Origin of the sequence: Bacillus sp. JJ1127 (assembly GCF_036965845.1) — a bacterium.
Taxonomy (GTDB): Bacteria; Bacillota; Bacilli; order Bacillales; family Bacillaceae_G; genus Bacillus_A.
This window is the reverse complement of sequence record NZ_JBALQK010000042.1, coordinates 1-12,829: the sequence shown is the minus strand read 5'-3', so window position 1 is coordinate 12,829 and position 12,829 is coordinate 1. Positions and strand designations below refer to the sequence as shown.

At 38.9% G+C, this 12,829-nt stretch carries 10 protein-coding genes and 1 pseudogene; 3 read left to right on the top strand and 8 right to left on the bottom strand.

Annotation, left to right across the window (positions count from 1 at the left end):
- Positions 1 to 116: 116 nt before the first annotated feature.
- The 7 genes from pyk to dnaE form a co-directional block, all read right to left on the bottom strand.
- Entirely contained in the window at positions 117 to 1,874 is a 1,758-nt protein-coding gene (pyk, locus tag V7183_RS05175) for a pyruvate kinase (protein ID WP_335358908.1), read from the bottom strand.
- A gap of 53 nt (positions 1,875 to 1,927) precedes the next feature.
- Entirely contained in the window at positions 1,928 to 2,887 is a 960-nt protein-coding gene (pfkA, locus tag V7183_RS05170) for a 6-phosphofructokinase (RefSeq protein WP_097898397.1), read from the bottom strand.
- A gap of 128 nt (positions 2,888 to 3,015) precedes the next feature.
- Entirely contained in the window at positions 3,016 to 3,990 is a 975-nt protein-coding gene (accA, locus tag V7183_RS05165) for an acetyl-CoA carboxylase carboxyl transferase subunit alpha (protein ID WP_097898398.1), read from the bottom strand.
- Positions 3,978 to 4,847, bottom strand: coding sequence for an acetyl-CoA carboxylase, carboxyltransferase subunit beta (accD, locus tag V7183_RS05160; RefSeq protein WP_097898399.1), 870 nt, complete (start codon positions 4,845 to 4,847; stop codon positions 3,978 to 3,980). The genes accA and accD overlap by 13 nt, the downstream gene beginning before the upstream one ends.
- A gap of 184 nt (positions 4,848 to 5,031) precedes the next feature.
- Entirely contained in the window at positions 5,032 to 5,676 is a 645-nt protein-coding gene (locus V7183_RS05155) for a FadR/GntR family transcriptional regulator (RefSeq protein WP_097898400.1), read from the bottom strand.
- Between the two features lie 14 nt (positions 5,677 to 5,690).
- Positions 5,691 to 6,899, bottom strand: a complete 1,209-nt coding sequence (locus tag V7183_RS05150; protein ID WP_170958224.1) for an NAD(P)-dependent malic enzyme — start codon at positions 6,897 to 6,899, stop codon at positions 5,691 to 5,693.
- Positions 6,900 to 7,032: 133 nt separating this feature from the next.
- Complete coding sequence (dnaE, locus tag V7183_RS05145) at positions 7,033 to 10,362, bottom strand: DNA polymerase III subunit alpha (RefSeq protein WP_335358907.1); 3,330 nt, start codon at positions 10,360 to 10,362, stop codon at positions 7,033 to 7,035.
- Positions 10,363 to 10,404: 42 nt separating this feature from the next.
- Between dnaE and V7183_RS05140 the strand changes: the two genes are divergently transcribed.
- Positions 10,405 to 10,818 (top strand): YtrH family sporulation protein, encoded by a 414-nt coding sequence (locus V7183_RS05140; protein WP_141523362.1) that lies wholly within the window; start codon positions 10,405 to 10,407, stop codon positions 10,816 to 10,818.
- Positions 10,815 to 11,318 carry a sporulation membrane protein YtrI gene (gene ytrI, locus V7183_RS05135; protein WP_097898404.1) on the top strand — a complete coding sequence of 168 codons (504 nt, stop codon included), beginning with the start codon at positions 10,815 to 10,817 and terminating at the stop codon, positions 11,316 to 11,318. Before V7183_RS05140 ends, ytrI begins: the two co-directional genes overlap by 4 nt.
- Positions 11,319 to 11,360: 42 nt before the next feature.
- Here ytrI and V7183_RS05130 read toward each other — a convergent pair whose 3' ends face one another.
- Positions 11,361 to 12,293, bottom strand: a complete 933-nt coding sequence (locus V7183_RS05130) for a DHH family phosphoesterase (protein WP_335358906.1) — start codon at positions 12,291 to 12,293, stop codon at positions 11,361 to 11,363.
- Between the two features lie 262 nt (positions 12,294 to 12,555).
- Here V7183_RS05130 and V7183_RS05125 point away from each other — a divergent pair.
- Positions 12,556 to 12,829 (top strand): annotated as a pseudogene (locus V7183_RS05125) (RNA-guided endonuclease InsQ/TnpB family protein); the annotation flags it as partial.

The window sequence follows — 12,829 nt, the reverse complement described above, 5'->3', positions numbered from 1 at the left end:
TTTATGTCGGTTTTTAATTGATGTATATATAGTCGTTTGACTTTTCTCAGAATGATTTTTGTATTTTAATTGTAAAAAAAAGAGAAGGATTCCCACCCTTCTCTCCATATTACTTCTTATAGCACTTCCGCATGTCCATTATAAACAATTCCGCGCGCGGCATCAACTGTTACTTCTTGGCCAGTGATTAAAGTTCTTGTTACACCTTCAATACCAACGATAACTGGGATACCGATTGATACACCTACAACAGCTGCATGGCTTGTTAGGCCACCTTCTTCTACAACTAGAGCTGCAGCTTTTTCAATTGCAGGAATCATATCCTTATCAGTACTTGTTGTAACAAGGATATCACCTTCTGTTACGTTCGCTACAGCTTCTGCAGCTGTTTTCGCTACAACCACTTTACCTTTTGCTGCTTTACGACCAATCCCTTGTCCTTTAGCGATTTCTTCACCAACAACATGGATTTTCATTAAGTTTGTTGTACCAGTTTCAGCAACCGGAACGCCAGCAGTAATTACAACTGTATCACCAAGACCAAGCAAGTCTGCATCCATAGCTGTTTGAATTGCTGTGTCTATCATTTCATCTGTAGACGCTGCGCGTTTACCAGCCATAAATGCTTGTACACCCCAAACAAGCGCAAGACGACGGCATACTTGCTCATCAGATGTTACAGCTACGATTGGAGATTTTGGACGATATTTAGAAATCATTTTTGCAGTGTAGCCACTTTCTGTTGGCGCAACGATTGCAGCCACATCAAGAGCGATTGCTGTATGTGCAACAGATTGACTAATTGCGTCTGTAATTGTTGGTGTGAACTCTTTAATACGTTTTTTGAACATATCTTCATATTGTAATGATTTTTCAACGCGTGTCGAGATGTTTGCCATCATTGTTACTGCTTCTAATGGGTATAGACCCGCTGCAGTTTCACCAGAAAGCATGATTGCATCTGTACCATCGAAGATTGCGTTTGCTACGTCACTTGCTTCCGCACGAGTTGGACGTGGGTTACGTTGCATAGAATCTAACATTTGTGTTGCTGTAATAACCGGTTTGCCTAATACGTTACATTTTTTGATTAGACGTTTTTGTACTAATGGTACTTCTTCTGGTGGAATTTCTACACCCATGTCACCACGAGCTACCATTAAACCGTCAGAAACTTCTAAGATTGAATCGATGTTGTCGATACCTTCTTGGTTTTCAATTTTTGGTACGATTTGAATGTATGATGCATTGTGCGCTTCTAATAATTCACGGATTTCTAATACGTCGGCTGCTTTACGAACGAAAGATGCTGCAATGAAATCAACTTTTTGCTCGATACCGAAGACGATATCTTTTACGTCTTTCTCAGTGATACCAGGAAGCTTAATACTTACGTTTGGTACGTTTACACCTTTTTTATTTTTTACAGTTCCGCTGTTTAATACTTTCGTGCGGATATTTCCGTCTACTTTCTCGATTACTTCTAACTCAATTAGACCGTCATCGATCAGAATACGAGAACCAGTTTCTACATCGTCATAAAGACCAGCATATGTTACAGAGAACTTCTCTGCAGTTCCTAATACTAGTTCTGTAGAAATAATTACTTCTGCACCTGTTACTAATTCGGCTTGTCCGTCTACGAAGTCATGTGTACGGATTTCTGGACCTTTTGTATCAAGTAAGATTGCAACTGTTTTACCAGTTCTCTTTGAAGCTTCACGAATACTTTTAATACGCGCTCCGTGCTCTTCATGGCTACCATGAGAGAAGTTTAAACGCGCAACGTTCATACCCGCTTCGATTAATTGCTCTAATTTTTCAATGCTTTCACTTGCAGGACCTATAGTACATACAATTTTTGTTTTACGCATATTGCACCTCCGAAAGTTATGAAACCGTTCCCAAATATCCGACATTACGCCGATTAGATGGATAATTCTTTAGATAATTGATACATATCTTTATCAATCGTATGTTTTTGAGCTAACGCTTCAATAATGTCATGATCAACTAGTTTGTTGTTTTGGATACCAACGCAGCGTCCACCTCTGCCTTCGATTAACAGTTCAACCGCTCTTGCACCAAGACGGCTTGCCAATACACGGTCTTGTGCACTTGGTGATCCACCACGTTGTACGTGACCTAATACAGTTACGCGAGTATCAAAACTTGTTGCTTCCTCGATTTGCTTACCGATGTCAATCGCACTTCCAACACCTTCAGCCACAACAATAATACTATGTTTCTTACCACGCTCACTACCGCGTTTTAAACGAGCAATAACGTCATCCATGTCATACTCTTCTTCTGGAATTAAGATTGTTTCTGCACCATCAGCTAAACCAGCCCATAATGCGATATCTCCAGCGTGGCGCCCCATTACTTCAATAACATATGTACGTTCATGAGATGTAGCTGTATCACGAATTTTATCAATTGCATCAATAACAGTGTTTAACGCTGTATCGAAACCAATTGTGAAGTCTGTTCCAGGAATATCATTATCGATTGTACCTGGTACACCCACACATGGGAATCCTTGCTCTGTTAATTTCTTAGCGCCTTGGTAAGAACCATCGCCACCAATAACAACAAGTCCTTCGATACCAAATTTATTTAACTGCTCGATTCCTTTTAGTCGTACTTCTGGGTCTTTAAACTCAGGACATCTTGCTGTATATAATTTTGTACCACCGCGGTGGATAATATCGCCAACAGAACCAAGTTCTAATTTTTCAATGTGACCAGAAATTAATCCAGCGTATCCATGGTAGATACCGTATACTTCAATATCATGGAAAATCGCTTTACGAACAACTGCACGAATGGCAGCATTCATACCAGGTGAATCTCCACCACTTGTTAATACACCAATACGTTTCATTTGTACTCACCTCATAAAGATTATTTATCTTATAATAAAATAACATGAAGAAATATAAAAATACAATGGAGAAGATGTGTCTTTTCACAATAAAAACGTGCATTCGCGAAGTGGAACGCACGCTTTTATTATTTTATCCAAATGGAAGCGTTTGAAAACGAAACTTGTCCAATTTTCATATATTTTTCATAACGTTTTTCGATTAATTCCTCTTTCGAAATACCGTTTAATTGTTGGAATGTTTTTTTAAGCATCAAATCAATATTTTCTGATTGCTTTAAAATATTACGATGTGCACCACCGCGCGCTTCTGGAATAATTTCATCAATTACACCTAATTCTTTCAAATCCGCTGCCGTAATTTTCATCGCTTCTGCAGCTTCCCTTGCCTTTCCTGCATCTTTCCAAAGGATTGCTGCTGCACCCTCTGGTGTAATAACAGAATAGGTGGAATTTTCTAGCATATGAATGTAATCTCCTACTCCAAGACCAAGCGCACCACCGCTGCCACCTTCACCAATAACAATACAAATAACAGGTACAGTAAGCCCTGCCATTTCAAATAAATTACGAGCAATGGCTTCACTTTGACCACGTTCTTCAGCTGCTTTACCAGGATAAGCACCTTTCGTATCAATGAAACAGATAATTGGACGATTAAATTTCTCTGCTTGTTTCATTAAGCGCAGTGCCTTACGATATCCTTCTGGATGAGGCATTCCAAAATTACGACGAATATTTTCTTTCGTATCTTTCCCGCGCTGGTGCCCAATTACAGTTACAGGCATTCCATCATACTTCGCAATGCCGCCGACGATCGCTGCATCATCGCCAAATAGACGATCTCCGTGACATTCAAAAAAATCAGTAAATAAGTGCTCAATATAATCGAGCGTCGTCGGTCTCTCTGCATGACGAGCAATTTGAACGCGATCCCACACTTTCATATTGCCGTATATTTCTTCCTCTAAATTTTCCAGCTTCGCTTCCAAAATACGAATTTCCTCGCTGAAATCCATCTGGCTGTGTTTCGTATAGTCTTTCAGTTCATGAATCTTATTTCTTAGCTCAACAACTGGTTTTTCAAATTCTAGTTCTGCCATACAGCCATTTCCCCTCCTTGATGAACTTCTAAAATCTTACGGAGTGACTCTTTCATATTATCACGATGCACAACCGCATCCAATTGACCATGCTCTAATAAAAACTCTGCCGTTTGAAAGTCTTCTGGCAGTTTTTCACGCACTGTTTGTTCAATTACACGTCTACCAGCGAAGCCGATAAGTGCACCTGGCTCTGCAAGATTATAGTCACCAAGTGAAGCAAAACTTGCTGAAACACCGCCTGTTGTCGGATGAGTCATAACAGAAATAAATAACCCGCCAGCATTGCTATGCTTCTTCAAAGCTACGCTCGTTTTTGCCATTTGCATTAAACTTAATATACCTTCTTGCATACGAGCACCACCCGATGCAGTAAAGATAATAAATGGCACTTGTAAGTCATATGCTCTTTCAACTGCACGCGCAATCTTTTCACCTACAACAGAGCCCATGCTGCCCATTCGAAAACGAGAATCCATTACTGCCACAACAACAAGCATTTCATCAATTGTTCCTTCACCTGTCACAACTGCTTCATTTAATTCTGTCTTCTTGCGATCACTCTCTAGTTTCTCTTCATAGTCTGGAAACTGAAGTGGATTTAAAGAAACCATTTCTTTGTCGTACTCACGAAATGAACCTTCGTCCAATATACTATCAAGGCGCTCCCATGCGTTCATCGGGTGATGATACCCACAGTTCACACATACTTTCAAATTTTTAAGAAGCTCTTTTGTATACATGATTTTTTTACATTTCGGACATTTTGTCATAACACCGTCCGGCACATCTTTTCGTACTTGTTCTGAAGGAATTGCAGCGTACTTTTTCTTTTTCACGAATAAATCTCTTAGCACATTTTGACCCCCTTTGTTGAGAGCTAAGGTTAGCGTAGGAAGAAAACGGGGCTAACACCAAAGTTTGATGTTAGCCTTATCTTCCAATCTGTCTAATAACCTCTCTCTTTACGTTTAACTTTAACGGCTATGCGATAAATTGTTTGTCATAACGTGTCATGGTCATTTCGACAAATTTTATACACTACGAATGAAACTGTATATTTTCTACTAATTCATCATAAATTTTTAGTGACTCTTTTTCTTTTTTCGCATATAGCGCTTCATGAAGTTTTTTATAAAGCGCTATAGAATCTAGCGGGATTTCACAAGAAAGAGTTGCAACATAATCATTTACAATCATCCAAATGCGATATAACAAATAATTATCTACTTGTTCAATAAGTGTTTTAAAAAACGTTTGATGAAGGACTCGAATTGAACTTTCGTTATTCTCAAGCACTCGATTTAATTTACCTAACACGTTAGAGAACGTTTCTTGCGGCAAATCACATACGATTCGAAGCATATCTTTTTCAAGCAATCGTTTCGTTTGTAATAAATCACGAATTGTCTTCTCATCTTGAAGCAGAAACGGTGCGATTAATTGAACAAGTCCGTTGTCATAAAAGTTTCGAATAAACGTCCCTTCACCGCGTCTTGTCTCAATTAACCCTACAAGTTCTAAAGCTCGCAATGCTTCACGTACAGAAGAACGTCCGACGTTTAAACGCGCACTTAACTCACGTTCAGACGGCAAACGATCCCCTGCTACTAAGCCATCCTCTTCCATAATAGAACGGATTTTCTTTACAATTTCGAGATACACTTTTGTATTTGATGGTGTCAATGGAAATTCCTCGCTTATTCTTTACCAATCAACGCTAATTGTTTTGTTTTCTCAGCGATTTCATTTGGATCTACTTGACGGCGAGCTACTCCTGTCTCCATCGCGGCTTTTGCTACGTAAGCTGCCACCTGAGGCGCCACACGCGCGTCAAACGGTGCTGGAATGATATAATCCGCATTTAACTCATCAGCCGATACAAGCTCTGCAATGGCCTCTACAGCTGCCATCTTCATTTCTTCATTAATTTGTGTTGCATGTACATCAAGTGCACCACGGAAAATACCAGGGAACGCTAGTACATTATTTACTTGGTTCGGGAAGTCAGAACGGCCAGTACCAACAACAGCTGCGCCTGCTGCTTTTGCCAGTTCCGGCATGATTTCTGGGACTGGATTTGCCATTGCAAAAATAATTGCATCGTCATTCATTGTACGAACCATTTCCTCAGTTAATGCACCTGCTGCAGATACACCAATGAATACATCCGCACCTTGTATAACCTCTGCTAAAGAACCTTCTATACGGTTCTTATTTGTATATTTTGCAACTTCGTCTTTCACCGGATTCATACCAACAGGGCGACCTTCATAAATTGCGCCTTTTCGGTCACACATAATTATGTCGCGTACACCATAGCGATATAAAAGTTTAATGATTGCAATACCCGCTGCACCTGCACCATTCGCTACAACTTTAATATTAGACATTTTCTTTCCAACTAGCTTAAGCGCGTTTACAAGACCCGCTACTGTTACAATAGCTGTTCCATGTTGATCATCATGGAATACCGGAATATTTGTTTCTTTTTTCAAACGTTCTTCAATGATAAAGCAGTTTGGTGCTGCGATATCTTCTAAGTTTACACCGCCAAATGTTGGCTCCATTAATTTTACAGTTTCAATAATTTTATCTACATCGTTTGTATTTAAGGCAATTGGGAATGCATCTACGCCGGCAAAGCTCTTAAACAATACCGCCTTACCTTCCATTACCGGAAGAGATGCTTCTGGTCCGATGTTACCAAGACCAAGTACAGCTGTTCCGTCCGTCACAACTGCTACCATGTTTCCCTTCATTGTATATTCATATACCTTACTTTTATCGTCATAAATTTCTTTACAAGGTTCTGCAACCCCTGGAGAATACGCAAGACTTAAATCTTTCGCATTTTCTACTTTTACCTTTGATACAGTTTCTAATTTTCCTTGGTGCACTTTATGCATGTGAAGTGCTTCTTCACGAAGTGTTGACAAACTATCCACTCTCCTCAAATTATTCTTGCTGATATCATTGTCTCCAAGTGGTCTGACCACGAACACTACTACTATAATAATCGAAATATAGGGAAATTGTCCATTATATTTTCACTACGATATTTTCGTCACCGACAATTTCACGAAGTGCTCTTAAACATTCTTTACTTGGATGAATTGACAAACTACGAGATAATTGTACCATCTTATGTTCCTTTTCATAATAAATTAGTACTTTCGCAAAACCTGAATAGTTAAACAATATTTTTGTAACCTGATTTAACAACTTCTTGTCATACTGTGACGGTAGTTTAACATAGATGGATGCTTCTTTCATTTCATCGTATACATCCATTTGCTCCAATGGATAAAGGCCATTCACAATCCATTGTAATTTATGGTTTCGCTGCTCAATTGTCCCTTCAACTAAAACAATTTCACCTTCTTGTAACCTTTCCGAAAAATGGATATACGTCTCTGGAAATACAACCGCTTCCATTTCATCATTTTGATCGCAAAATGTTACAAACGCCATTTTTTGCAATTTTTTCGTCCGAATGACTTTCACACTTGTTATATATACGATTGCCCTTTGTACTTTCCGTTTCTGTCTCATTGCTTGTGCCAGTGACGGAATTTCCAGCTCTTTCACAAGAGTTGCATACTGCGCGGTTGGATAACTCGACAAATAAAAACCGAGCGCTTCTTTTTCTTTATTCAATTGTTCGATAAAAGATAGTTCTTCTCCTTGTACATATACTGATTTCGGTACACTTTCTTCCCCTAATTCACGCGCAAGGTTTGCGTACTCCAAAGCACCCTTAATACTATTAAACAAGGTTGTCCGTGAAACTTCGAAATCGTCAAAACAACCCGCCCAAACAAGCGCCTCTAAATTGCGCTCTGTAACAAATTTTGCCGGCATGCGTAGACAAAACTCAAATAAATCTTGGAATGGGCCTCTCTCCCTTTCCTCAATCAAGGCGTTCACTGTAGCCATCCCAATATTTCGAATCGAAAGTAGACTATAGCGAATTGCATTTCCTTCTATCCGGAAATTGTAGCTGCTTCTATGAAGAGACGGCGGTAAAACACGAAAACCTTTGCGCTTTGTTTCGCGTATATATTGCACAATCTTATCTTCGTTCCCGATTGCACTTGATAATAGTGCTGTCATAAACTCTAGCGGGTAATTTGCCTTTAAATAAGCTAGTTGATATCCGATCATACTGTATGCTACTGCATGACTTCGGTTAAAACCGTAATTTGCAAATCTAACAATTAAATCGTAAATTTGCTCTGCAGATGTTTCATTATATCCATTTTGTAAACACCCTTGGACAAAATGTTTTCGTTCCTGATCTAAAATATCCCGATTTTTTTTACTTACTGCGCGGCGAAGCAAATCAGCTTCTCCAAGTGAAAATCCGGCCAATTTTGAAGCAATTTGCATAATTTGCTCCTGATAAACAATTACACCATATGTGCTCTCTAAAATCGGTTTCAAATCAGGGTGCAAATACTGAATTTGACGCTTTCCATGTTTCGATTCAATAAATGTTGGAATTTGCTCCATCGGTCCTGGACGATACAGAGAGTTAACAGCAACTATATCTTCAAATTCATTTGGCCTTAACCCGCGAAGGACATTCCGCATGCCCCCAGATTCGAGCTGAAATACGCCTGTTGTATCCCCTCTCCCTAGTAATTGAAATGTCTTTTCATTTTGAAGAGATACATTTCTTATATCAATTTGTTTTCCAGTTGTCGTCATAATAAAATTAAGGATGTTCTCAAGTAGCGTTAAATTACGTAATCCTAAAAAGTCCATTTTCAATAAACCGAGTTCTTCTAATACATCTGCTGGATATTGCGTAACATACACGTCGTTATGCCCTTCTTGAATCGCAACACTTCCTGTTAGCGGTTCTTGGCTCATAATGACTCCAGCTGCATGAATAGACGTATGACGCGGCAAGCCTTCTACACGCTTTGCAATTTCAAAAACACGCTCATGTAAGAGATTCCCTTGTACAAATTCACGAAGGGATTGCGACTCCTCATACGCTTCTTTTAATGTAATCCCAAGCTTGGATGGAATAAGTTTTGAAAATAGATCCATATCTCTTGGCGGCAGCCCCATTACGCGGGCAATATCCCGAATCGCTGCTTTTGCAGCAAGCGTTCCAAACGTAACAATTTGAGCAACCCGGAGCTGACCATATTTATCTTTTACATAACGAATCATCTCATCACGTCTTATATCTGGAAAATCAATATCAATATCTGGAAGCGTAACGCGTTCAGGGTTTAAAAATCGCTCAAATAATAAATTGTATGCAATTGGATCAATGTCTGTAATTTCCAGTACATAAGAGACAAGTGAACCCGCTGCTGAACCACGCCCTGGACCTGTTAAAATGCCATGTTCGTGTGCATATTTCATAAAGTCCCACACAATGAGGAAATAATCACTAAAACCCATACGAGAGATAACTTCAAGTTCATGATTCAAACGTTTAACATGCACCTCTTTCGGTACACCATATCGTTTCCGCAATCCATCTTCGCAAATACGGCGTAAATAAGCATCACTCGTCTCATTAGATGGTACAGGAAACTGCGGTAATTGATTGACATGGAATGGGATTTCTACGTGGCAACCATCAGCGATACGAACTGTATTCTGAAGCGCTTCTTCTGCGTGAGAAAATAAAGCTGCCATTTCAGCTGATGATTTTAAATAATACTGATCTGTTTTGAGCCTTGGCCTATCTGGATCTGTCATTTTCGTTCCGCTCTGAACAGATAATAAACACTCATGCACAAGTGCATCACTTTGATTCACATAACGAATATCATTTGTTGCAACGACTGGGATACTCATCTTACTGGAAAATCCCGGTACCTTTTCTTGTAAAAACAATTCATCCTGAATCGCATGGTGCTGCAAACTCATATAGAAGCTGCCAAACATATTTTGGTACATCCGAGCTACTTCTTCAGCAACCTCGTCTTTTCCTTGTAATAACAGTTGTTCAATTTCCCCGTCTTTCCCCGGAGTAATCGCAATCAACCCTTTTGCATAGTGAGCAAGCCACTTTTTCGGGATTCCGTCTTTTGACTTGGTCATGATAGCGCTAGAAATTTTCAATAAGTTTTGATAACCTGTTTCATTTTCAGCAAGTAATACGAGCGGATAGGCCTTCTCTTCTTCCTCACTAAAAACAGAGGCCGTTAATCCGATAATAGGCTGTATGCCATTTTTCTTACATGCTTTATAAAACGGAATTACTCCGTACATCACATTTTCATCTGTAATTGCGAGAGATGAAAATCCAAGCTCTTTCGCACGAATTATAAGTTCATCAATTTTACAAGCACTTTGTAACAAACTATAAACGGTTTGACATTGTAAATGCACAAACTTCACTGTTGTACCCTCTCTTTACCTATTTGACTACTTTCATTATAGGTGATGAGGAAAGCGGAAATCAAAACATACTTCTTATACTTTGTCCATATATATGAAGAAGAAAGGGGAATGACGATGGATGTAAGAGAACATACTTTTTTCTCTCTTCTTATTATGAGTTACTTTATTGCCTTTGGAGTTATGCTTGGCGGCTCATTAATTGGTGGTATTGGTGCTTTTCTTATCGGGAAACCAGCCCTCACCTATATTAATCAATTCGCACAAAATTTAAGAATTTGGGCGCTTGTTGCGGCAATCGGCGGAACTTTCGATACCTTTTATAGCTTTGAAAGAAGTTTTTTTGAAGGAGATATGAAAGATATTGTGAAACAAATTTTGCTCATTTTTTTCGCAACAGGCGGCATGCAAACCGGTCTTATTATTATTAAATGGCTTACGCAGGATCATGTATGAGAGTACCAAGTACTTCTACAGCTAAACGATGGTATTTATTTTTAGCGGGAGCTGCTGTCGGAGGGGTTTTGAGTTGGTTTATTTTTTTGTACATATACGGTGTTTTCCAACAAGAACAAGCTAGTACAATAGCAGAACAAGAACAAATCATTAAGAAACAAGAAGAAAAGCTCCGCGTTCTTCTTGAAGACCACGACAAATTGAATGAAGAAAATAAACAGCTCTTAACAATTCAAGAAATTAAAATTAAAATTGAAAACCGGGACAAATATGATTTAGACAATCTTACTCTCGAAAACATTACAACTTCGATTCATAATGACCTTCAGCACCTCTTAACGAAAAACATACAAAGCATTGCCAAAAATAAAGAGCTACTAAAAAAAGTAATTGAGAATAAAACATACAAGCATTATGACCGAACGTATCGCTTTAAAGTTGACACAATTTCTTTTGATACCGTACTCGAAATTAGCATCGATATACAGCAAAAAAAGTAGAGCTTCTCGGCTCTACTTTTCTTATTTTTGATACAAATATATTTACTTACAAATCTCACGCAAGTCTGCAAAAAGTCGATCGGCTTCTTCCCAAGAAGAAGCTTTCGCGCCAGAAGCCATCGGATGCCCTCCGCCGTTATATTGCATCGCTAATTTATTAATAACAGGTCCTTTAGAACGAAGGCGAACACGGATTACATCGTCCTCCTCTAAAAATAGAACCCAAGCTTTTAATCCATCGATATTACCAAGCGCTCCCACAACACCAGATGCCTCTGAAGGAAGTACATGAAATTCTTCTAGCACTTCTTTTGTCAGCTTAATATACGCTGCCCCTTCTTCTGTCATCGTAAAGTTTTGCAAAATGTATCCATTTAAACGAGCAATTTTTTCTTGCGTTTTATACATCTCGTTATATAACGCTGGAAAATCAATGCCCATTGCCACAAGCTCACTCACGTAGCGAAGCGTTCTTGCTGATGTGTTCGGGAATAAGAAACGCCCTGTATCTCCCACAATCCCTGCTAAAATAAGACGAGCCGCTTCTTTCGTAATTGTTAAGCCTTTATCTTTTCCATAAGAATAAAACTCATAAATGAGCTCGCTTGTAGAACTTGATGTTGTATCAACCCACGTAATATCTCCGTACGGATCTTCATTTGGGTGATGATCAATTTTAATAAGCATCTTCCCTTTTGTATAACGCTGATCACAAACGCGCTCTTGGTTTGCTGTATCGCACACAATAACAAGTGCATCTTTATATACGCTATCCTCAATTTCATCCATTACTCGTAAATACGATAAGGAAGGCTCACTGTATCCAACCATATAAATTTTTTTTTCTGGGAACGACTCTTGAAGAATGGTCCCAAGCCCGCATTGTGAACCAAGTGCATCTGGATCTGGACGCACATGACGGTGAATAATAATCGTATCAAACTCTTTAATCGCTGCTAAAATTTGTTCGTGCATATGTATAGTCTCCTTTTTATTCATTCCTGCCTCTGTAATCAATTTCCTCACTTTATCCTCCATTATAACTGAAAACATAACTGAAAACATTTTATCGAAAAATTGGCAAGAAAACTCCATCTTCAAAACGTGCAGGGCATAGCCCCGTTTAAGGTGGAGATGAATTGTCATCGAATTTGTAAAAATATTTTTGTGGCATGGAGAATGTATGTTCTTTTTGGCTATTTTGTAGTATCATGAAGAAAAGGAGGTGGTGAACAGGATGACAAAAGAAAAAGAATATGCAACCTATCAAATTTGGATCAAGAAAGGTCATAAATTGTACGCCTACTTCATGGAAATGTGTCAAAACGCAAAAAATCTCTACAATACAACAAACTTCTACATTCGCCAAGTGTATACGGCTTTACGTACAGAGAAAACTTTACAGCCGCTTCAACAAGAAGTTCTCCATACATTACAAACGTATATTGAAATTATGAATGTAAATCAACTTCGTACGTATCAAAAACGTGTACAAAAGCAGAAAGAAAAGC